General features: G+C 35.1%; 21 protein-coding genes and 1 riboswitch. Of the genes, 19 read left to right on the forward strand and 2 right to left on the reverse strand.

Annotation, left to right across the window (positions count from 1 at the left end):
* Positions 1 to 252 precede the first annotated feature (252 nt).
* From HMPREF2603_RS07715 to HMPREF2603_RS07725, 3 genes are all read left to right on the forward strand, one after another.
* The gene (locus HMPREF2603_RS07715; protein WP_002480991.1) at positions 253 to 975 is read left to right on the forward strand and encodes a response regulator; all 723 of its coding nucleotides are present in this window, start codon (positions 253 to 255) and stop codon (positions 973 to 975) included.
* Positions 959 to 2,716, forward strand: a complete 1,758-nt coding sequence (locus HMPREF2603_RS07720; RefSeq protein WP_060804309.1) for an ATP-binding protein — start codon at positions 959 to 961, stop codon at positions 2,714 to 2,716. The genes HMPREF2603_RS07715 and HMPREF2603_RS07720 overlap by 17 nt, the downstream gene beginning before the upstream one ends.
* Positions 2,717 to 2,828: 112 nt before the next feature.
* Positions 2,829 to 2,964, forward strand: a riboswitch (FMN riboswitch).
* A gap of 59 nt (positions 2,965 to 3,023) precedes the next feature.
* A complete protein-coding gene (locus tag HMPREF2603_RS07725; RefSeq protein WP_060804308.1) occupies positions 3,024 to 3,572 on the forward strand; it encodes an ECF transporter S component in 549 nt (182 codons plus the stop codon).
* Between the two features lie 116 nt (positions 3,573 to 3,688).
* On the opposite strand, the gene HMPREF2603_RS07730 is transcribed toward HMPREF2603_RS07725, so the two are convergent.
* Positions 3,689 to 3,937, reverse strand: coding sequence for a ferredoxin (locus HMPREF2603_RS07730; protein ID WP_060804307.1), 249 nt, complete (start codon positions 3,935 to 3,937; stop codon positions 3,689 to 3,691).
* Positions 3,938 to 4,035: 98 nt separating this feature from the next.
* On the opposite strand from HMPREF2603_RS07730, the gene HMPREF2603_RS07735 reads away from it, so the two are divergent.
* The 4 genes from HMPREF2603_RS07735 (at position 4,036) to ypdA (ending at position 9,188) form a co-directional block, all read left to right on the forward strand.
* Positions 4,036 to 4,992: a helix-turn-helix domain-containing protein gene (locus HMPREF2603_RS07735; protein ID WP_083297515.1), complete on the forward strand. Its 957-nt coding sequence runs from the start codon at positions 4,036 to 4,038 to the stop codon at positions 4,990 to 4,992.
* Positions 4,992 to 6,368 (forward strand): RecQ family ATP-dependent DNA helicase, encoded by a 1,377-nt coding sequence (locus tag HMPREF2603_RS07740; protein ID WP_002480986.1) that lies wholly within the window; start codon positions 4,992 to 4,994, stop codon positions 6,366 to 6,368. Before HMPREF2603_RS07735 ends, HMPREF2603_RS07740 begins: the two co-directional genes overlap by 1 nt.
* A gap of 273 nt (positions 6,369 to 6,641) precedes the next feature.
* The gene (locus tag HMPREF2603_RS07745; protein WP_083283828.1) at positions 6,642 to 8,048 is read left to right on the forward strand and encodes a LysM peptidoglycan-binding domain-containing protein; all 1,407 of its coding nucleotides are present in this window, start codon (positions 6,642 to 6,644) and stop codon (positions 8,046 to 8,048) included.
* 153 nt (positions 8,049 to 8,201) lie between these two features.
* A complete protein-coding gene (gene ypdA / locus HMPREF2603_RS07750) occupies positions 8,202 to 9,188 on the forward strand; it encodes a bacillithiol disulfide reductase YpdA (protein WP_070463609.1) in 987 nt (328 codons plus the stop codon).
* Positions 9,189 to 9,249: 61 nt separating this feature from the next.
* On the opposite strand, the gene HMPREF2603_RS07755 is transcribed toward ypdA, so the two are convergent.
* Positions 9,250 to 10,224, reverse strand: coding sequence for an asparaginase (locus HMPREF2603_RS07755; protein WP_060804303.1), 975 nt, complete (start codon positions 10,222 to 10,224; stop codon positions 9,250 to 9,252).
* 78 nt (positions 10,225 to 10,302) lie between these two features.
* Between HMPREF2603_RS07755 and cmk the strand changes: the two genes are divergently transcribed.
* The 12 genes from cmk to aroA all read left to right on the forward strand — a co-directional run bounded on the left by cmk (position 10,303) and on the right by aroA (position 22,144).
* On the forward strand, positions 10,303 to 10,974 hold the full coding sequence (gene cmk / locus HMPREF2603_RS07760; protein ID WP_023015186.1) for a (d)CMP kinase: 672 nt from the start codon (positions 10,303 to 10,305) through the stop codon (positions 10,972 to 10,974).
* Positions 10,975 to 11,266: 292 nt separating this feature from the next.
* Positions 11,267 to 12,457: a 30S ribosomal protein S1 gene (gene rpsA, locus HMPREF2603_RS07765; RefSeq protein ID WP_070463607.1), complete on the forward strand. Its 1,191-nt coding sequence runs from the start codon at positions 11,267 to 11,269 to the stop codon at positions 12,455 to 12,457.
* A 150-nt stretch (positions 12,458 to 12,607) separates the two neighbouring features.
* Positions 12,608 to 13,918, forward strand: coding sequence for a ribosome biogenesis GTPase Der (gene der, locus HMPREF2603_RS07770; protein ID WP_002480980.1), 1,311 nt, complete (start codon positions 12,608 to 12,610; stop codon positions 13,916 to 13,918).
* Positions 13,919 to 13,937: 19 nt separating this feature from the next.
* A complete protein-coding gene (locus HMPREF2603_RS07775; protein WP_023015188.1) occupies positions 13,938 to 14,936 on the forward strand; it encodes an NAD(P)H-dependent glycerol-3-phosphate dehydrogenase in 999 nt (332 codons plus the stop codon).
* Between the two features lie 169 nt (positions 14,937 to 15,105).
* A complete protein-coding gene (locus HMPREF2603_RS07780) occupies positions 15,106 to 15,378 on the forward strand; it encodes an HU family DNA-binding protein (protein ID WP_002480978.1) in 273 nt (90 codons plus the stop codon).
* 179 nt (positions 15,379 to 15,557) lie between these two features.
* Positions 15,558 to 16,115 carry a hypothetical protein gene (locus HMPREF2603_RS07785; RefSeq protein ID WP_002480975.1) on the forward strand — a complete coding sequence of 186 codons (558 nt, stop codon included), beginning with the start codon at positions 15,558 to 15,560 and terminating at the stop codon, positions 16,113 to 16,115.
* 16 nt (positions 16,116 to 16,131) lie between these two features.
* A complete protein-coding gene (locus HMPREF2603_RS07790; RefSeq protein WP_023015189.1) occupies positions 16,132 to 16,857 on the forward strand; it encodes a demethylmenaquinone methyltransferase in 726 nt (241 codons plus the stop codon).
* 1 nt (position 16,858) lies between these two features.
* On the forward strand, positions 16,859 to 17,815 hold the full coding sequence (locus tag HMPREF2603_RS07795) for a polyprenyl synthetase family protein (protein ID WP_060804301.1): 957 nt from the start codon (positions 16,859 to 16,861) through the stop codon (positions 17,813 to 17,815).
* Between the two features lie 105 nt (positions 17,816 to 17,920).
* Positions 17,921 to 18,370, forward strand: a complete 450-nt coding sequence (ndk, locus tag HMPREF2603_RS07800; protein WP_002480972.1) for a nucleoside-diphosphate kinase — start codon at positions 17,921 to 17,923, stop codon at positions 18,368 to 18,370.
* 205 nt (positions 18,371 to 18,575) lie between these two features.
* Complete coding sequence (gene aroC, locus HMPREF2603_RS07805) at positions 18,576 to 19,742, forward strand: chorismate synthase (RefSeq protein ID WP_023015191.1); 1,167 nt, start codon at positions 18,576 to 18,578, stop codon at positions 19,740 to 19,742.
* Positions 19,743 to 19,759: 17 nt separating this feature from the next.
* A complete protein-coding gene (gene aroB, locus HMPREF2603_RS07810; RefSeq protein ID WP_023015192.1) occupies positions 19,760 to 20,836 on the forward strand; it encodes a 3-dehydroquinate synthase in 1,077 nt (358 codons plus the stop codon).
* A 9-nt stretch (positions 20,837 to 20,845) separates the two neighbouring features.
* Positions 20,846 to 22,144 (forward strand): 3-phosphoshikimate 1-carboxyvinyltransferase, encoded by a 1,299-nt coding sequence (aroA, locus tag HMPREF2603_RS07815; RefSeq protein ID WP_060804300.1) that lies wholly within the window; start codon positions 20,846 to 20,848, stop codon positions 22,142 to 22,144.
* Position 22,145: the final 1 nt, after the last annotated feature.

Genomic DNA, 22,145 nt, shown 5'->3' on the forward strand with positions numbered 1-22,145 from the left:
AAGGTTACAATTAACTTGTTGATATATGCTTATGTTATAATATGCTTTGTAGTGAAAAATCGTCTTTTTTTACAACCTTTATATATAATAAAAATACGAAGACGATACTCAAATTATTAAATCCGAGAAAGTTATGACAGATATTTTATCAATACAGGAAATCATTCATGATGTTTATGATGTTTTAGGACTTGTCTGTCTATCTTATTGGACAACTATTGTTGAATGCTCATATGGGAGGTACATAAAATTATGACAAAAATTCTTGTCGTTGATGATGAAGAAAGAATTCGCAGACTATTAAAATTATATTTAGAACGAGAATCTTTTGATATCGAAGAAGCTCGAGACGGCAAAGAAGCATTAGATTTAGCTTTAAATCATGACTATGCTTGTATCTTGTTAGACTTGATGCTTCCCGAAATCGATGGTATTGAAGTTGCAAACCGTTTGAGAGAGTACAAAGAAACTCCAATCATTATGTTAACTGCAAAAGGGGAAGAAACGAACCGTGTAGAAGGATTTGAATCAGGTGCAGATGATTATATCGTCAAACCATTCTCTCCAAGAGAAGTCGTACTTAGAGTAAAAGCTTTATTACGACGCACGCTAACAGCAACTTCAGATCAAAATGAACCACATGCTAGAGATTTAATCGAATTTAAGCATTTGGTTATTGATAATGATGCACACCGTGTACTTGCAGATGGTACACAAGTCAATTTAACACCTAAAGAATACGAATTATTAATTTTCTTAGCGAAAACACCTAACAAAGTATTCGACCGTGAACAATTATTAAAAGATGTTTGGCATTATGAGTTCTATGGAGACTTGCGTACTGTAGATACTCATGTTAAACGACTCAGAGAAAAATTAAACCGTGTCTCAAAAGATGCAGCTCAAATGATTCAAACTGTATGGGGCGTTGGTTATAAATTTGAGGTCGACAACAACGATGAAACGACTCAATAATGTCGTCATAAAACTGTGGTTAACTATTATTTTAATAGTAACGACAGTTTTAATTTTACTTAGTGCTGCATTAATCACATTCATCCAACAGTATTATACGCAAGATACTGAACATTCTTTAGTCAACGATGCACATCGTATCAGTAATCTGCTAGAGGAGTCAGATAATAAATCATTAGCTATCAAACATAGTAAAATGCTTATCGAAGGCCCAAGCGGTTTGATTATAATGAAAAATAAAAAGGATGAATATTATAACTCACATTCAAAATTCAAAGAACAAATGATGGATGTGATTCAAAAAGATAAAGACTTTGCGCAAGTATTCGACAATAAACAAAAAGCATCTGAACATATTAAAATGACTGTTGATGGTCAAAAACATACGTATGTTTTAGTAGGATATCCAACAAAAGTTGATAACACACATCCTAATGGTGCAGTCTTTATTTACCAAGACCTAAAAAGCATCGATGATACAAATAATGTTATTACCATTATCATACTTGTTACAGCGGTTATTTTCTTAATCGTGACCACTGTATTCGCATTCTTCTTATCATCACGAATCACAAAACCGCTTCGCCAACTCAGAACCCAAGCAACCGGCGTTTCTAAAGGCAATTATTCTTTAGTGAACGATATTCATACAAAAGATGAAATAGGTGAACTCGCACACTCATTCAACCTGATGAGCAACGAAATCCAACGTCATATTGATGAAATCTCAGCCTCTAAAAATATTAGAGAAAGTTTAATCAATTCGATGGTTGAAGGTGTATTGGGTATTAATGAGAAAAGGGAAATCATCCTATCTAACCAACTCGCTCAGCAAATGGAAAATGAGCTTGATGGAGAAAACAAAGCATTATTCGTTGAACAAATGAATAATACTTTCACAGATAAGGAAACACAGTTTGAAGAATATGAAGTCAATAACCGTTATTATGTGGTAATTATGAGTTATATTGATCAATTCCAACCAAACGGCAGCAGTGGTATTGTCGCAATCATTCGAGATATGACAAATGAACACAAACTGGATCAAATGAAAAAAGACTTTATTGCGACAGTTTCACATGAACTCAGAACACCAATTGCCTTATTGCAAGGTTATACGGAATCGATTGTAGACGGTGTAGTTTCAGAACCTGAAGAAATTAGAGATTCGCTTTCTATTGTCTTAGATGAGACACAACGTTTGAATCGATTAGTCAATGAGTTGTTAAATGTTGCGAGAATGGATGCTGAAGGCTTATCTATTCACAAAGAAGTGCAACCTATCAGCCAATTGCTTGATCGCATGCAGTTGAAATATCGTCAACAAGCAAGTGAATTAGAAATTGATATAGATCTCGCGCCAGAGACACACAACCAATTATGGTTCTATGATTCGGATCGAATGGAACAAGTACTTACAAACCTAGTCGATAATGCGACAAGATATACTGGTCCTGGAGATTCCATTAAAATCACAACTGGCGAAGATGATAATTACGATATTTTATATATCTCAGATACTGGCAGTGGTATTGCACCTGAACATGTAGAATTAGTTTTCGATAGATTCTATAAAGTAGATGCTTCTAGAAAACGCGGCAAAGAGGGAACAGGACTTGGTCTATTCATCAGTCGTATGATTATTGAAGCACAAGAAGGTACAATTAATTTAACGAGTGAATTAGGTAAAGGCACGACTTTCATTATTAAATTACCAAAACCACATCATCATGAAGCATAATCATTTAACTTGGGCGTTTCGCCCAAGTTTTTTTATTTTCCTAGTTAAGCAATCGGATTGAACTTTTAAGATAAATCGGCTACAATAAATAGGAAAATAAAATATTAATGAAATTCATCTTCGGGGTCGGGTGCAATTCCCAACCGGCAGTAATTTAAGCCTGCGACCTGTATTTATCGATTGATAGATATGGCTGATCTAGTGAGATTCTAGAGCCGACAGTATAGTCTGGATGGGAGAAGATGGAGGGTTTATTTGTTGTGCAATGAAATCCTCCTATTCACGTAGATGAATGGAAGGAGCCTTTATGAATCAACAAAACAACAAACGTTTCATCGTCATAAGTATGTTGAGTGCAATTGCTTTTATTTTGATGTTTATCAAATTTCCTTTACCATTTTTGCCTCCGTACTTAACTTTAGATTTTAGTGATGTACCTGCTTTATTAGCAACCTTTATTTTTGGACCTATAGCAGGCATCATCATCGAATTGATTAAAAACTTATTGAATTTCTTATTTAACATGGGAGATCCTATTGGGCCTTTAGCAAACTTTGTAGCAGCAGTAAGTTTATTATTAACTGCGTACTATGTCAGCAAAGCAGTTAAAAGCCGCTTCAATATCATCATTGGCCTCATTGTAGGTACAATCGTCATGACATTGGTATTAAGTGTTTTAAACTACTTCGTATTATTACCGCTTTACGGTATGATTATGAACTTAAGCGATGTCATGAAAAACTTAAAAATCATAATAGTATCTGGTATTATACCGTTCAATATTATTAAAGGTATCGTAGTATCTATTGTTTTCTTATTGTTATATAAACGATTAAAGAAAGCACTGCGTTATTAATAACAAACTAAAGAAACCCCCGGAAATATTTTTCCGGGGGATTTTTTAAGACATCATCTGTCTTGTTTTATCAATCTATGTTAAGCGAAGACAGCCAACTGGTCTCACGATTGATACTATTCGAATTTTAATGCATCACTATCAAACGGTTCGTCTGCAATTTTAATAGAATCTGTTGGGCAACCTTCGTCTGCATCTTCTAAGTCTTCGTATAATTCTTCTGGAACAGGCGCTGTCCCTTCATTATCATCTAAGATAACATATGCAATACCTTCATCATCATAATCATAAATGTCAGGTGCTGCAGCACCACATGCGCCGCAAGCAATGCATGTATCCATATCTACAATCGTATATTTAGCCAATTTACTTCGCCTCCTTCTCTAAAAATGCTACACTGATAACGTAATTTATATTTTAACACCAGTTTATCTTTTTTCAATACTATAAGTCATAGGTGATGATGGATTTGAACGAAATAATTCAATACATAAAAAAACATGCATTTCATTATAAAACTGACAAAAGTATCTACAATATACTGATTGGTGCTAAAACGCATCAAACCTACTTTGATGCATGTAGCCAACAACTTTTATCATTATATCATAGTCAACCTGATTTAAAATATACGTCATTCGAACGAATCTATCATCAGAATAACGAAGATTTATCATCAATTCCGTTAAAAGTTTCAACACATTATACCTTTGAAAGTATCCAACAGACTTTTCAAGTTTTGCAGTTGTTAATACAAACCATTTCATTCAAACAACATCACACGCTTTCTTTTATACCCGTTTCAGAAATCAGTAAAGTACAAAAGCGAGTAAAAACTATTTATTTTAAGCTTGAAGCACAGCAAAGCTTAGATGCATTTAAAACAGAGATATATCAGCTTTTCGAACTATTAAACCAAGCACAGCCGCGTTCTATATTGCATTATTTCTTACAAGGTTATGATGAAGTCATGTATACGAACCAACAAGTCAGCTTAATCGAAAATTTAAAAATGTCAGAGTTAGCCATCATTAAAATGAATGATTTAGTCGAGATGATGCATTTATTGGAAGATCAAGAGACTTTTCCTACCTTGCACCAAGCTATTATCTTACCTGCGCTTTCTATCAATACTAAAGATACATTAAAGTTAGTAAATAACGGTTTATCGTTAGAAGCAATTGCACAAAAAGAAGGCGTAAAATTAAATACAATTGAAGACCATATCATTGAGCTATATGTTAAAGGATATTTTACTGATTACAGCTTGTATTTGGATAAGGAAGATTTAAATGAATTTAAAACATTTTATATTGACCGCCAAGAAGAACGATTACGAAATTTTAAGGCAGCGTTTCCTAATATGAGCTATTTCGAAATTAAACTTGCGATTACCATATTAGCGAGGGAGGGGATTTGATGCTGGAAGAAGCTTTAAAAAAATGGTTTGGCTTTGATTCATTTAAAGAAGGTCAAAAACCTATTATCGAAAATGTATTGAATCATCAGCACACTTTAGGCATTTTACCTACTGGTAGTGGTAAAAGTTTGTGCTATCAACTGCCGACTTATATTAAACAAAAACCCACACTTATCATTTCTCCTCTAATTTCATTAATGGATGATCAAGTTATGCAGATGCGAAAGAACGGAGAACGTTCTGTCAGTTACATTCACTCTGGTATGAGTTATGAAGAAAAGATGAAGAATTTAAAACAATTGAAATCATCAAAGTTTATCTTTTTAAGTCCTGAATTTATCTTGCATCAAGATAATATTAAATGGATTGATTCGATAGATTTGGGTATGATTGTGCTTGATGAAGCACACTGTATTACAGAGTGGGGTTATGATTTCAGACCGCATTACGCGTTAATTGGCAGGATCACTAAAAAATTTCCAAAAGCGACATTGCTCGCACTGACTGCAACTGCACCATTACATTTACAAGAGGATATAGAAGATATCGTACAGACAAAATTGAAGGTGGTCAAAACCAAAATGAGCAGAGATAATATTATGTTATCTCATCTAAACTTTGAAAATAACGCCGAGAAAAATGAATGGTTAAAATCTTTCATAGAACATTCAGGACCAACTATTATTTATGTATCTTCAAAGAAAAAGTGTAGGGAACTAGCGCAAATGATTTATGATGAAGGTTACCTTACCGGCATATACCATGGTGATTTATCATATCAAGAAAGACAAACTGTACAACAACAATTCATACAAAATAAAATTCCTATGATTGTCGCAACAAGTGCATTTGGCATGGGAATTAACAAACCTGATATCCGCACAGTCATTCATTATCATTTACCGGTCAGCCCTTCAAGTTACCTTCAAGAAATTGGTCGTGCCGGAAGGGATGGACAACTTAGCCAAGCTATCAGTCTTTATCAACCAGACGACTATTTCTTATTAGAAACTATTCTTTTTGCGGATATCATAACTGAAGCTGATATTGATGCATTTGATCAAGGTGCCAACTTACCTGAACAAAAGGCAGAAATTCTTGATGTTTTAGCAACTCAATATACAATCGAACAAATAAAAACGATTTTCTCAATCTCAGAACAACGCAAAAAAGAAGGGTTATTAACCATGATGGGATACAAAAACTTAACAACTTGCAGACGTCATTATTTAATGTCATATTTCGGAGAAACGATCACTCCGACAGAAAAATGTTGTGACAATGATAATACAATTCAACCTATAAATGTATTGAATAAAAAGAAAGTCGCAAGAAAAATGGATTATTTAGAAAAATTAAACCAAATATTTACTTAATATTAATCATTATCCTTTGATTTAATGTTATGGTTAGTGAATAACCACTTACATCCTAGAGATATTAGTAGAAATAATATAAACTTGTGACAACGTAGTTAAATGGATACTTTATTTTGAAAAACAAGTTGCAGATAGGGTATAATTCTCTTTGCTTAGTATGTATTGCAAGTTATAATTAACTTACAAGATGTGTTTTTCAACCTCTTCATTTAGGGTATGAACACTACATATGTAAATAAAAATATTTTTAATATAGAAAGGATGATGACGTTGTCAAACAACAATTTCAAAGATGATTTTGAACGCAACCGTCAATCGATTGATCCCAAACCATCTCATAAAAAGCCTGATCATTTAGACGAGTCAGTTGACACAGAAACAAATCATCAAGAAGAACCTATAAAAGAAAAGCAGGAACAACATTTCCCACCGAGAAATGCGCATAAAAGACGTCAAAGAAGACGTGCTACTGCAACACATCAACGTGAAGAAAAGACAGAAAAACCAAATGACTTACATAGCCAAGAAGAAGAACCAACGAAAAAAGAGTCAAAAGGTCATATTTCTGAAACTGTAAAAGGTCAACAAAACGGCAAGAAAAAAGCTGCAGGTACAGCAGCAGGCAGTGTTGGCGGCGGTATTATCGGTAAAGATCTAGAAAAAAATCATGAAAAAGCTTCTGAATCTAAAGATGATAAGAAAGATAAAGATATCAAAAAAGAAGAACCCACAAATACTGAAAAAGACAACTCTGGTAAAAAAGCTGCAGCTGCTGGTGCAGCTGGTGTAGCTGGAGGCGCTGCTGCTGGTAAAGCCGCTCAAAAACATTCTGATAAGAAAAAGGCCGAAAAACAAAAAGCTGATGAACAACCTAAAGAGAAAGACACTGCGAAAAAAGACAACTCTGGTAAAAAAGCTGCTGCTGCCGGTGCTGCCGGTGTAGCTGGAGGCGCTGCTGCAAGCAAATCAGCGCATGCAGGTTCTGGAAACGGAGGCGCAGGTAATGGCGGTTCTGGCAATGGTAGTTCCGGAAACGGCAGTGCTGGCAATGACGGAGAACCTCCTAAAAAGAATAAAGGCGGATTAAAAAAATTACTTCCTTTACTTTTAGGTTTATTATTAATCGCAGCTATCGCAATTTTTGCTGGTTTAGCATTAACAGAACAAGGTAGTCATAAAGCACAAGACGACAACAAAGTTGCACAAAAATCGGATAAAGACAAAAATAAAGATGCAGCTAAAGATAAAAATGAAGATAAAGATAAAAAAGCAGCAGACAAAAACAAAGATAAAAAATCTGATAAAGCAAAACACGATCATTCTAAACATCATGCCGCTTCAGATTCAGAAGCAACTGACGAATCACAAGCACAAGATCAAGACCAAAATGCTTATGATCAACAACAAAACGCTGCACAAAACCAAAACGGTCAATATAATCAAAATCAGCAAGGTCAACAAAACAATCAATACAACCAAAACCAACAAGCGCAACAAGCACAACAACATAATCAAGGTGGCCAAACACATACAGTATATGGTAAAGAAAACTTATATAGAATTGCAATCCAATACTATGGTGAAGGTACACCAGAAAATGTTGAAAAAATCAAACGTGCAAATGGTTTAAGCAACAATAATATTTCAAATGGACAACAACTAGTTATTCCACAATAATAATATTAGCCTCACTACAAAATGGTAGTGAGGTTTTTTCTTTCATTAATGCTTCACAATTTCTAATCTTTCTTAGATGAAAAAAGATGAATACCTTTTAAAAATTTGTATGACTGATATAATATTAGGGGTGTGAAGAAGGAGGTCAACTGTATGCAAACAGTAGAAAGTATCATTATCGGCGGCGGACCTTGTGGGTTAAGTGCTGCGATTGAACAAAAGAAAAAAGGAATTGAAACATTAGTAATAGAAAAAGGGAATGTTGTAGAGTCTATTTATAATTACCCTACGCATCAAACATTCTTTTCTTCTAGTGATAAATTAAGTATCGGCGATGTACCATTCATCGTTGAAGAGTATAAACCAAGAAGAAATCAAGCGTTGGTGTACTATAGAGAAGTTGTTAAGTATCATCAATTAAATATTCATGCATTTGAAGAAGTGCTTACAGTTAAAAAAATGGGTAAACGCTTCACAATTACAACAACTAAAGATACGTATCAATGTCGTTTCTTGACTGTTGCGACAGGCTATTACGGTCAACATAACGAATTGGAAGTAGAGGGTGCTAAATTGCCAAAAGTCTTCCATTACTTCAAAGAAGCACATCCTTATTTTGACCAAAACGTTGTGATTATTGGAGGTAAAAACTCAGCAGTTGATGCGGCGCTTGAACTAGAAAAAGCAGGTGCAAATGTGACAGTACTTTACCGTGGCTCAGATTATTCATCAGCAATCAAACCATGGATTTTACCTAACTTCGAATCATTAGTAAGACATGAAAAAATCGATATGCATTTTAATGCAAACGTGACTAAGATTGATGAGGATAGCCTAACATTTGAACAAGAAGGCGAATCATATACAATTCCTAACGATTATGTCTTTGCGATGATCGGTTATCATCCAGACTATGACTTCTTACAAACGATTGGTATCGATATTAATACAAATGAATTCGGTACTGCACCTGTGTATGATAGAGAAACGTACGAAACAAATGTAGAAAATTGCTATATTGCAGGTGTTATTGCAGCTGGTAATGATGCAAATACTATTTTCATTGAAAATGGCAAGTTCCACGGTGGCATTATTGCACAAAATATTGTTTCTAAAAAACAAACACCGCTTGAATCTTAATTCAATACTCAAAAAACCGAGAAACAGTACTAGCTGCTTCTCGGTTTTTAGTTATATCCAATTATACTTGTGCATCAAAGTATGCTTTAAGTTGTTCTTTATCATAATGATTGCTCATCGCAACAAGGAGCTTAAGACGTGCTTTTTGACCATTCAAACCATTTGAAAAGATGACGCCTCTTTGTGCTAAATCGTATCCGCCACCTTCGTAAGCATAGATAGGACCAACAATACCGTTAAATGATCTTGATACCAGGATTACAGGAATACCTTTATCTAAACAAGCCATTAATCCTTTTAAAGCAGTAGGGGGTAAATTACCTTGTCCAAGGGCTTCAACTACAATACCGTCAACTGCTCTTTCACTGTAAAACAAGAAAATATCACTCGGCATATCCATATAAGCTTTAACAATAGGTACATCTAATTTCGGATTGATTTTATCTAAAATTTTATGTCTGTACGGTTTATGGTGAAACTGTACACTCGTTTTTGTTAATACACCTAATGGTCCATGGTTAGGACTTTGGAAAGTATTCGTATTTGATGTATGTGTTTTAGTTACATTTCGCGCAGTGTGAATTTCATCATTAAATACAACCATTACACCTTTATCAGATGAATCATCTGAAGCAGCCACACGAAGTGCTGAAATGAAATTATACAATCCATCTGAACCGATTTCGTTAGAGGAGCGCATTGCACCTGTGATTACAATAGGTTTGTCAGTTTGTGTAATTAAATCTAATAAGTATGCTGTTTCTTCTAAAGTATCTGTACCATGTGTAATTACAAAACCATCGTATTGATCATGCTTGCTGTTTTCTTCAATAACATCCCTGAGCTTAACAACATCTGCAATTGTCACATGGGGAGACGGCAGATTAATAGTGTTAATCTCAGTAACGTCTGCATATTGTTTGATAATATCATGGTGCTTTGAAATGGGATTTTCTTCATTTTCTACTACTTTATTGCTTTCATCTTCAGACATACTGATTGTACCACCGGTATGCATGACTAAAATCTTTTTCAATGTCATCGCTCCTATCTCTATAATACGTTTTTATGATAAAATAAATATGAATAAACGACAAGGGAAGGTTTTCTAGATATGAGTTTAATTAATATAGCTATTGATGGCCCTGCAGCAGCGGGCAAGAGTACCATTGCACGAAAGGTTGCTGAAAGCCATTCTATGATCTATGTAGATACAGGCGCGATGTATCGTGCAATTACCTATAAATATTTAAAAGAAGGTAAACCAGAAGACTTTCAATCTCTTATTGAAAATGTAACATTAAAATTGGTTTATGATGATGTGAAAGGTCAACGTGTGTTGTTAAACGATGAAGATATTACAGATTTCTTACGTTCTAACGAAGTCACACAAAATGTTTCTTACGTAGCATCTAAAGAACCAGTTAGAACATTTGCGGTTGAAGTACAGCAACAATTAGCTGCTGAGAAAGGGATTGTGATGGATGGACGTGACATTGGCACAGTAGTGTTACCAGATGCTGAATTAAAAGTATATATGATTGCATCTGTTGATGAACGTGCTGAACGCAGACAAAAAGAAAATGAAGCAAGCGGAATTCCTTCCTCTTTAGATCAATTAAAAAAAGAAATCAAAGCACGTGATGAATACGACATGTCTCGTGAAATATCTCCATTACGTCAAGCAGATGATGCAATTACTGTGAACACAACTGGAAAATCTATCGAAGAAGTAGCTGAAGTAATTAATCAACTTATCAGTGAAACACAAAACAAGCAGTCATAATTTAAGATGTTAGGCTGATGTTAATTATATTAATTTGATTATAAAAATTCATAATCATTCTATGGCGATGCTAACAGATTCAAATAATTATGCCATACTGTGAATAATAAATGAGTTTTTGTGGTATATATTATAGTGAGAATAAATACGTACATTGGAACGTAAAAATAATACTTTTTTACTGCAGAACTTGAGAGAATTCTTCACTTTTTGTGAATAGAGGTGAATTTCTTGACAATTCTGTCAGTTTGTAAGATGTTATAATTATGTAGTGTACAAGGAGGCATACAAGATGACTGAAGAATTCAATGAATCAATGATTAATGAAATTAAAGAAGGAGATAAAATCTCTGGACAAGTCCAAAAAGTCGAAGAAAAACAAGTGATTGTTGATGTCGACGGTGGCAAATTTAGCGGTATTGTACCGATTAGTCAATTATCTACTCATCATATTGATAGCCCAAATGAGGTTGTCAAAGAAGGAGATGCGGTAGAAGCTTATGTGACTAAGGTAGAAAATGACGAAGAAAATGAAACAGGTGCATATATCCTTTCAATTCGTCAATTAGAACAAGAGAAGTCTTATCAATATTTACAAGAGAAACAAGAAAATAACGAAATTATCGAAGCAAAAGTAACTGAAGTCGTTAAAGGCGGTTTAGTTGTAGACGTAGGACAAAGAGGGTTTGTCCCAGCTTCATTAATTTCTACTGATTTCATTGAAGACTTTTCAAGCTTTGATGGACAAGTTTTAGAACTACGTGTTGAAGAACTTGATCCAGAAAATAATCGCGTCATCCTTAGCCGTAAAGCAGTTGAACAAGAGCGTAATGAAGCTAAAAAAGCTGAATTACTAGAATCTCTTAATGAAGGCGATGTAATTGAAGGTACAATCGCACGTTTAACTAACTTTGGTGCTTTCGTAGATATCGGCGGTGTTGATGGTTTAGTTCACGTATCTGAACTTTCTCACGAACACGTCGATAAACCAGAAGACGTTGTTTCAGTGGGCGAAAAAGTTAACGTAAAAGTAAAATCTGTTGAAAGAGACTCAGAAAGAATCTCACTTTCAATTAAAGATACTTTACCAAGCCCATTCGAAAGTATTAAAGGTGAAATCCATGCGGATTCAGTAATTGAAGGTCGCGTGGTAAGATTAACTGACTTCGGCGCATTTGTAGAAATTGCTGCTGGCGTTCAAGGACTTGTTCATATTTCAGAAATCAGTCGCAAACATATCGCTAAACCTAGCGATGTACTAGCACCTAACCAAACAGTTACTGTGAAAGTACTAAGCGTTGATGAAGAAAATGAAAGAATTTCACTTTCTATCAAAGCAGCTGTACCAGCTGAAGAAGAAGTACTTCAAATCGACGATGACGAATCACGTGACTATGTTGAAGGTAAACATGAAGAAGAAGACAATGATAACCCAACATTAGGTGAAATGTTCGGCGACAAATTGAAAAACCTTAAATTTTAATAAGTAATTCGCTAACATCAGTCAAGACTGTAGTAAGTGTCCTAACTTCACACTTTACAGTCTTGACTTTTTTATTGCCTAAATTTCTTTTGCTTTAAATAAGCCATGTGATAAAATTAACTAGATATATGAAAGAGAGGAAGTTAGCTTATGACTAAACCTGTTATTGCTATTGTAGGTCGACCGAATGTCGGTAAATCCACAATATTCAATAGAATTGTCGGAGAGCGTGTATCGATTGTAGAAGATACACCCGGCGTTACAAGAGACCGCATCTATTCTAGCGGTGAATGGTTGACACATGACTTCAATATTATTGATACAGGCGGTATTGAATTATCTGATGCACCATTCCAAACACAAATCAGAGCACAAGCTGAAGTCGCAATTGATGAAGCAGATGTTATTATTTTCATGGTTAACCAACGTGAAGGATTAACACAAACTGACGAAATGATTGCGCAGATGCTTTATAAAACAAATAAACCTGTCGTTTTAGCTGTCAACAAAGTTGATAATCCAGAAATGAGAGCAGACATTTATGATTTCTATGCACTTGGTTTCGGAGAACCATTCCCAATTTCAGGTTCACATGGACTTGGTTTAGGGGATTTGTTAGATGAAGTAGCTAAACACTTCAAAGATGAAGGCGACGATCTTTATGATGAAGACACTATCAGATTATCTTTAATCGGACGTCCTAATGTTGGTAAATCCAGCTTAGTCAATGCAATTCTTGGGGAAGATCGTGTTATTGTTTCTAATATTGCCGGAACAACACGCGATGCCATTGACACAGAATATTCTTATGAAGGACAAGATTATGTCTTAATTGATACAGCAGGTATGCGTAAAAAAGGTAAAGTATATGAATCAACAGAGAAATACTCTGTATTACGCGCATTAAAGGCCATAGAACGCTCTAATGTCGTACTTGTTGTCTTAGATGCCGAAGAAGGTATTATTGAACAAGACAAGCGTGTTGCAGGCTATGCACACGAAGAGGGTAAAGCTATTGTTATAGTAGTAAATAAATGGGATACGCTTGAAAAAGACAGTAAAACCATGAAAAAATTCGAAGACGAAGTTCGTAAAAACTTCCAATTCTTAGATTATGCACCAATCGCATTTGTTTCTGCGAAAGAAAAACAACGTTTACGTACATTGTTCCCATTAATCAATGAAGCGAGCGAAAACCATAAAAAACGTGTTCAAAGCTCAACATTGAATGAAGTCATCACAGATGCTATCGCAATGAATCCAACACCGACTGATAAAGGTCGCAGATTAAAAGTGTTCTATGCAACACAAGTTGCTATTGAACCACCAACATTTGTGGTATTTGTTAACGATGAAGAACTAATGCACTTCTCATATAAACGCTACTTAGAAAATCAGATTCGAGATGCATTTGGTTTCGAAGGAACACCAATCAAAATAATTCCAAGAAAGCGAAATTAGTATTGAAAGGATGAAGTATATGAGTAAGGTTGCCGTTTTTGGTATGGGCAGTTTTGGTACAGCATTAGCGAATGTACTCGCACAAAACGGTCACGAGGTCTTAATGTGGGGTAAAAATAAACAAAGCATTGAGGAAATCAATACTTATCATACAAATTCACGCTATCTAAACGAAGCTAAATTAGAAGAGACAATTAAAGCCACTTCTGATTTAGAAGAAGCTGTCAATTTTTCAGATACGTATCTGATTGCGTTACCAACAAAAGCTATTAGAGAAGTAGTTAAACAAATCGATGAGAAATTAGATTCGAAAAAAGTGTTTATCCATGTCGCAAAAGGAATTGAAAACTCAACATTCGAACGTGTATCAGAAATGATTGAAGATTCTGTTGCGCCAGAACATAATGGCGGTGTTGCTGTATTATCTGGACCAAGTCACGCGGAAGAGGTAGTTATTCAACAACCAACAACTGTTGCAGCTTCTTCTAAAGACCCAGAAATCAGTAAATTAACACAAGATTTATTTATGAATGAATACCTGCGTGTATACACGAATAACGATTTGGTCGGCGTAGAATTAGGAGGCGCTTTAAAAAACATTATTGCCGTGGCTAGTGGTATTGTAGCTGGTATGGGGTTCGGCGATAATGCTAAAGCAGCCTTAATGACACGTGGATTAGCTGAAATCAGCAGATTAGGGGAAGCACTTGGCGCAGATCCGATGACGTTTTTAGGTCTCGGCGGTATCGGGGACCTAATTGTAACTTGTACTTCAACGCATTCAAGAAACTATACACTTGGGTATAAAATCGGCCAAGGTAAAACAGTAGAAGAAGCACTTTCAGAAATGAACATGGTTGCTGAAGGGTTCTATACAACTGAATCTGTGCATAATTTAGCTAAAGAAAAACACATTGATATGCCGATAACATCTGCATTATATGGCGTATTGTTTGAAAATGTGCCATTAGAGAAAAGTTTAAAATTATTAATGGATAGAGACAAAAAGTCAGAATAGAAATTAAATTAATTTACTATTATTGTATATTTACACATAGGTGGCTAAAAAACCTTATAAATCGCGGTTTTATGCTTATAAATAATTGCGATAGTAAGAGCCGTTGTGTTAAAGTCATAGCATAATGATATTAAGTTATCATTAGCAAACCCTTGGGAGGTGACTCATAATGAACAAAACAGACTTAATTAATGCTGTTGCAGAACAAGCTGAATTAACTAAAAAAGAAGCTGGTTTAGCAGTTGATGCTGTATTCGAATCAATTCAAAACTCACTATCAAACGGTGAAAAAGTACAATTGATTGGTTTCGGTAACTTTGAAGTTCGCGAACGTGCAGCCCGTAAAGGTCGCAACCCGCAAACTGGTAAAGAAATCGACATCCCAGCAAGCAAAGTTCCAGCATTCAAAGCTGGTAAAGCTTTAAAAGATGCAGTTAAATAATGAATTCAATACTTAACAGAAAAGCCCTTTTCGGGGCTTTTCTTTTTATTACATACTTTTTCATTGAATTACTTTTACGACTGAAATTGCTAGATATTGCAAGCAGTTGAACAAAAGTGATTTTATTTTTCTATATATAATGTTAAGATGATTATTGATTAATAACGTGAGGTGCAGACATGGATTCAACATTAAGTACATTAAAAAACCAAATAGATCGTAAGCTTAATGGTATACATAGTCATGAACCAATTCAGTATAATCATCAATTGGCTCATGTACTTGATGCGCAAGATATTTTGCCTGACGCAAAATTAGCATGCCTCGCAATTGATACATCCATGAGTCATCTTGATTCAATCACGAGTAGTCATCTTTCTAAAAATGCGATTCTGATAGGGGATTTGATCAGTGCACATTTTTATACGTTGACAGCATCTATCAATGATTCAGAATATCTAGAAGCTATGAGCAATGCAATCATTAAAGTAAACGAATTAAAAACCGCTTTGCATTACAAAACGCTTTCTCATGACGCGATAAAAGACGCAGTTCGATATATTGAAACTATTTTCCCTGCAATTACCATCCAGCATTTCAATCCAAATGTTGAATTAAGCAACGCAAAAGATAGTTTAATTCAATACGCTTCAGAAAATTATCCAGCGTATCTTAAAGATTATAGTGAAACAGAACTCGAAGCTATTTTTAATGAATTGCGCAGTAATATAAAATAAAGTAGAGGTAATATATATGGCTAAAAATAAAGCAGATAAAGAAAAAGTGCACAAAGTCTTTCAAAACATTTCCACTAAGTATGATCGACTCAATAATATTATCAGTTTTGAACAGCACAAAGTATGGCGTAAACGCGTCATGAAATCAATGCAAGTTAAACCTGGCAGCAAAGCATTAGATGTTTGTTGCGGTACAGCGGACTGGACAATTTCATTAAGCAAGGCTGTCGGTCCTACAGGTGAAGTCATTGGTCTAGATTTCAGTGAAAACATGTTAAAAGTTGGAGAAGAAAAGACTAAAAATATGGCTAACATTCAACTTGTACAAGGCGATGCCATGGAATTACCTTTTGATGATAATGAATTTGATTACGTAACAATTGGTTTCGGATTAAGAAATATCCCTGATTATGTCATTGCACTTAAAGAAATGAACCGTGTTTTAAAACCAGGTGGCATGGTGGTCTGCTTAGAAACAAGCCAACCTACAATCCCAGTTTTCAAACAACTTTATCAATTATACTTTAAATTTGTTATGCCGATTTTCGGTAAGTTTTTCGCTAAATCTAAAGAAGAATATGAATGGCTTCAACAGTCAGCTTTCAACTTCCCAGATCGTGATGAACTTAAAGCGCTGTTCCAATTAGCAGGCTTCAGAGATATTGAAGTTAAAAGTTTCACTGGCGGAGTTGCCGCAATGCATTTAGGGTATAAGGAAAAAGAAACAGCAAAAGGTGATTAATGTGGATAAGCTGAACATTAATAGAGAAGTTAAAAAAATTGAAAGACAACTGAAGGACACAATAAAAAGCAATAATGTTGTATTAGAAGAGGCGGCACACCATTTACTTTCATCAGGCGGTAAACGTGTGCGTCCGTCTTTTGTTATTTTAAGCAGTGAATATGGGGATTCACCTAGAAACAAAGATACTTATAAAATTGCTGTTTCGTTAGAATTGATTCATATGGCAACTTTAGTGCATGACGATGTGATTGATAAAAGTGATAAACGCAGAGGCCGTTTGACTATCAGTAAAAAATGGGATCAAGATACAGCGATATTAACAGGGAATTACTTATTAGCTTTAGCTTTAAAACACATTGCATCAATTGAAGACAAAAGAATACATACAATTTTATCACATGCTATTGTAGATGTATGTCGTGGGGAACTCTTCCAATTCCAAGATCAATTCAACTCAAACCAACCTGTTACAAATTATTTACGTCGAATTAACCGCAAAACAGCTTTGTTGATTCAATTAGCGACAGAACTAGGTGCATTATCTGCACATGCAGATACTAAAACGGCTAATAAAATGAAAAGAATCGGACATTATATTGGAATGAGTTTTCAGATTGTCGATGATATTCTAGACTTTACAAGTACTGAGAAACAACTAGGTAAACCAGTTGGCAGCGACTTAATGAATGGTCATATAACGTTACCAGTGCTATTAGAAATCAGAAATAATCCATCATTCAAACAAAAGATTGATGCATTACAACAAAATAGCCCAAAAGAAGATTTTATTTATTGTGTTAATTATATTAGACAATCTGACAGCATCGACCAATCTAAGCAAGTGAGTCGTCATTATTTACAAAAAGCAGTACGTTTGTTAGATGAATTAGAAGAAAACACAGCTACAACATGGTTTAAAAAGCTAATTAAGCGTATGGAATCTAGAAATGTATAAAAAACAATCACAAAATATTGAAAGCGCTTAAATAAACTGTTAAACTAAAAATGTATTTATTTAGATTCATAAAAATACACATCTATTTTCAGGAGGATTTGCGAAATGGAAAGAACTTTTCTAATGATTAAACCAGATGGTGTTCAACGTAATATCGTTGGAGAAATCATCACTCGTTTAGAGAAAAAAGGATTAAAACTCGTTGGCGGTAAATTTATGACTGTTTCCAAAGAATTAGCAGAAACACATTACGGTGAACATGCTGATAAACCATTCTACGAAGGTCTTGTTTCATTTATTACTTCAGCACCAGTATTTGCGATGGTAGTTGAAGGTGAAAATGTAGTAGAAGTAACAAGAAATATGATTGGTAAAACAAATCCAACTGAAGCAGCACCAGGTACTATCAGAGGTGACCTAGGCTTAACTGTAGGCAGAAATGTTATTCATGGTTCAGATTCTCCAGAATCTGCGAAAAGAGAAATCAGCTTATGGTTCGAACCTAATGAACTAAGTGTTTACACAGCCAACAATGAAGAATGGTTATACGAATAATAATATAGAGTATACAAATTAAATTCATTTTATCCAATGTAAACCAGATTGAATTACTTATTCAGTCTGGTTTTATTTTTTACCCGCTACAATAGTCAGAAAAATTTTACAATTAAATCATTTTAATTGTTTCTGTCCATATTTCACGTGTGCTATGATAGTAGGTATACTTATTATTACTAATTTGAAATGGAGTGATTGCATAATGAGATTTTTAACTTCTGGAGAATCCCATGGACCGCAACTGACTGTAATTGTTGAGGGCGTTCCAGCTAATTTAGCTGTAACAGCTGAAGATATCAACGTAGAAATGTTTAAACGTCAAGGCGGTTATGGTCGTGGTCGTCGAATGAAAATTGAAAAAGATGCAGTAGAAATTGTTTCTGGTGTGCGTAATGGTTATACATTAGGAAGCCCAATTACTTTTGTAGTGACAAACGACGACTTTACACATTGGAGAAATATTATGGGTGTTGCTCCTATTTCTGAAGAAGAACAAGAACAAATGAAACGTAAAATTTCAAAACCAAGACCTGGTCATGCAGACCTTGTCGGCGGTATTAAATACAATCATCGTGATTTAAGAAACGTCTTAGAGCGTTCATCTGCAAGAGAAACAGCTGCGCGTGTAGCTGTCGGTGCCTTATGTAAAATTTTATTAAAACAATTAGGTATTGATATATACAGCCGTGTCGTTGAAATCGGTGGTATCAAAGATGACGCTGAATATGATTTGGAAACAATTAAATCTCATGAAGATAGTAATGATGTTCGTGTTATCAATGAAGAAAAAGCACAAGCAATCAGAGATAAAATCGATCAAGCTAAAAAAGACGGCGATTCACTTGGTGGTGTCGTACAAGTAATCGTTGATCATATGCCAGTCGGTGTCGGCAGTTATGTTCATTACGATCGTAAATTAGACGGCAGAATTGCTCAAGGAGTAGTCGGTATCAATGCCTTTAAAGGTGTAAGCTTCGGCGAAGGATTTAAAGCAGCCGAAAAACCAGGCAGTCAAATCCAAGATCCAATTCTTTATAATGAAGAAACAGGCTATACACGTGCTTCGAACCATCTCGGCGGTTTAGAAGGCGGAATGAGCAATGGTATGCCGATTGTAGTCAACGGTGTGATGAAGCCTATCCCAACTCTTTATAAACCATTAGCTTCTGTAGATATTGAAACAAAAGAGCCATTCAAAGCTACAATTGAACGTTCAGACAGCTGCGCCGTACCAGCAGCAAGTATCGTTTGTGAACATGCAGTAGCATTTGAAATTACGAAATCATTATTAGAAGAATTCCAATCAAACTATATGGAACAACTTCAAGCACAAGTAGAAGAACGCAGACAACGTAACATTGAATTTTAAAATCAAAGGTGATTAAGATGCAACTGATGACAACATATCAAGACAATAACTATCCTATTATTATTCAGCATGATGCAATGACTCATTTAAGTACTTTTTTGTCACAATACAGAGATGTCGCTTTCATTGTTGATAAAAATGTAGCAAGTTTTCATCCAACCAAAATAGAGCAAGCAACTTCAGCTATCAAATCAAATCAGATTTCACATATGATTTCAGTAGAAGGCAACGAACAAACGAAGTCCTTTTCTGTTTATGAGTCTGTGCTCGAACAACTTTTAGAAACGGGAATCACGCGTAATACGTGTATAGTCGCTATCGGGGGCGGCGTGGTTGGAGACTTTGCCGGATTTGTAGCTGCAACATTATTACGTGGCGTAGATTTTATACAAGTACCAACAACCATTCTTGCACATGATTCAAGCGTTGGCGGTAAAGTAGGTATTAATACGTCTCAAGGTAAAAACTTAGTAGGTGCTTTCCATCGTCCTAAAGCTGTTATATATGACTTAGACTTTTTAACATCATTACCTTATGTTGAAATCAGCAGTGGCTATGCTGAAGTATATAAACACGCATTATTGAACGGCGAAAGTGCGCTAAGTGAAATTGAAGCAGCTTATCCAAATAAAACTGCATTATCAGAACTTAACCAATTAGATGATTTCTTACTTAAAGGTATTGAAACAAAACTGAATATCGTTGTTGCTGATGAACATGAACAAGGGAAACGCAAATTCTTAAATCTTGGTCATACCTTTGGACATGCGGTTGAATATCATGAGAAAATACCACATGGTCACGCAGTAATGATTGGTATCATTTATCAATTCATTGTTTCTAATCTCATTTTAGACACAAATTATGATGTCCAACACTTCGTAGATTATATGCAAAAATTGGAATATCCGCTTGATGTTGTTTTAAATGCTGAATTCCAACCTTTATTAAATTTAATGTTAAAAGATAAGAAAAACGATCAAAATGGCGTTCAGATGGTGCTCTTGTCTGAAATTGGCAAACCAGTGGTGACACATGTTGATAATACTGTGCTCAAAAATGCATTTGAACAACTACAAAACCTGTTAAAGTGAGTGAAACTAATGAGTAAAACTGAAGAAATCAATGTTCAAGGTCCTTTACGCGGTGAAATAGAAGTACCTGGTGATAAATCTATGACACACCGTGCGATTATGTTAAGTTCATTAGCAGAAGGACAATCAACTATTTATAAACCTTTATTGGCAGAAGACTGCCTACGTACAATTCAAATATTTCGCCAACTTGGTGTTGAGTTTAAAGTTGAAGATGATAAAGTAATTGTAAATTCTCCAGGTTATCAAAAATTCGTTACACCGCATCAAACTTTGTATACGGGTAATTCAGGTACGACGACACGTATCATGGCTGGATTACTTAGTGGATTAGGAATTGATTCTGTATTATCTGGTGACGAATCTATCGGCAAACGACCTATGAACAGAGTCATTGATCCTTTAACTGAGATGGGCGCTGCAATTCGCGGTATTGATGGCAATTATACACCTTTAATTATCAGTAAAGGAAAAATTAAAGGCATCGATTATAAAATGCCAGTAGCAAGTGCACAGGTTAAAAGTGCTATTCTATTTGCGAGCTTATTTTCTGATGCGTCCTCTATAATCCACGAGATAGGCATTACACGCAACCACACGGAAACCATGTTTGCACATTATCAAATACCGATTAAAACTGATGGTATGACAATCGAAACAACACCACGTGCGATTGATTCTATTCAAGCAAGAGATTTTAAAGTGCCGGGTGATATTTCATCAGCTGCTTTCTTTATTGTTGCAGCATTAATTACACCAGACAGCGATATTACAATTCATAATGTAGGAATGAATGAGACACGTTCTGGTATTATAGATATAGTACAGAAAATGAATGCGAACATTGAAATTTTCAATGTGACAGAAGGGGCGGAACCTACAGCTTCTTTACGCATCAAATACACACCCGATTTAAAACCACTCGACATATCAGGCGAATTAATTACACGCGCAATCGATGAAATTCCAATCGTTGCTTTGTTATGTACACAAGCACAAGGTTCAAGCGTGATTAAAGATGCAGAAGAGTTAAAATACAAAGAAACGAATCGAATTGAAACAACTTCAGATGAACTCGGCTTACTCGGCTTTGAAGTTCATCCAACCAATGATGGTTTTGTGATTCATCCATCTACATTCGAACATGCAGCAGAGGTAAGTTCTTACACTGATCATCGCATTGGAATGACCTTGGCAATTGCGTCACTATTAGGAACTGAACCGCTTCACATCAAACGATTCGATTCAGTCAACACTTCATTCCCAGAATTCTTACCTTTACTTAAATCGATAGCACAGAAAGGATAAT

Source organism: Staphylococcus sp. HMSC055C03 (assembly GCF_001809385.1).
GTDB lineage: Bacteria > Bacillota > Bacilli > Staphylococcales > Staphylococcaceae > Staphylococcus > Staphylococcus simulans.

Bases quoted from the DNA above. Each gene is read 5' to 3' on its own strand.
- HMPREF2603_RS07715 (WP_002480991.1), top strand. From the start codon at position 253: ATGACAAAAATTCTTGTCGTTGATGATGAAGAAAGAATTCGCAGACTA.
- HMPREF2603_RS07720 (WP_060804309.1), top strand. From the start codon at position 959: ATGAAACGACTCAATAATGTCGTCATAAAACTGTGGTTAACTATTATT.
- HMPREF2603_RS07725 (WP_060804308.1), top strand. From the start codon at position 3,024: ATGAATCAACAAAACAACAAACGTTTCATCGTCATAAGTATGTTGAGT.
- HMPREF2603_RS07735 (WP_083297515.1), top strand. From the start codon at position 4,036: ATGGATTTGAACGAAATAATTCAATACATAAAAAAACATGCATTTCAT.
- HMPREF2603_RS07740 (WP_002480986.1), top strand. From the start codon at position 4,992: ATGCTGGAAGAAGCTTTAAAAAAATGGTTTGGCTTTGATTCATTTAAA.
- ypdA (WP_070463609.1), top strand. From the start codon at position 8,202: ATGCAAACAGTAGAAAGTATCATTATCGGCGGCGGACCTTGTGGGTTA.
- cmk (WP_023015186.1), top strand. From the start codon at position 10,303: ATGAGTTTAATTAATATAGCTATTGATGGCCCTGCAGCAGCGGGCAAG.
- rpsA (WP_070463607.1), top strand. From the start codon at position 11,267: ATGACTGAAGAATTCAATGAATCAATGATTAATGAAATTAAAGAAGGA.
- der (WP_002480980.1), top strand. From the start codon at position 12,608: ATGACTAAACCTGTTATTGCTATTGTAGGTCGACCGAATGTCGGTAAA.
- HMPREF2603_RS07775 (WP_023015188.1), top strand. From the start codon at position 13,938: ATGAGTAAGGTTGCCGTTTTTGGTATGGGCAGTTTTGGTACAGCATTA.
- HMPREF2603_RS07780 (WP_002480978.1), top strand. From the start codon at position 15,106: ATGAACAAAACAGACTTAATTAATGCTGTTGCAGAACAAGCTGAATTA.
- HMPREF2603_RS07785 (WP_002480975.1), top strand. From the start codon at position 15,558: ATGGATTCAACATTAAGTACATTAAAAAACCAAATAGATCGTAAGCTT.
- HMPREF2603_RS07790 (WP_023015189.1), top strand. From the start codon at position 16,132: ATGGCTAAAAATAAAGCAGATAAAGAAAAAGTGCACAAAGTCTTTCAA.
- ndk (WP_002480972.1), top strand. From the start codon at position 17,921: ATGGAAAGAACTTTTCTAATGATTAAACCAGATGGTGTTCAACGTAAT.
- aroC (WP_023015191.1), top strand. From the start codon at position 18,576: ATGAGATTTTTAACTTCTGGAGAATCCCATGGACCGCAACTGACTGTA.
- aroB (WP_023015192.1), top strand. From the start codon at position 19,760: ATGCAACTGATGACAACATATCAAGACAATAACTATCCTATTATTATT.
- aroA (WP_060804300.1), top strand. From the start codon at position 20,846: ATGAGTAAAACTGAAGAAATCAATGTTCAAGGTCCTTTACGCGGTGAA.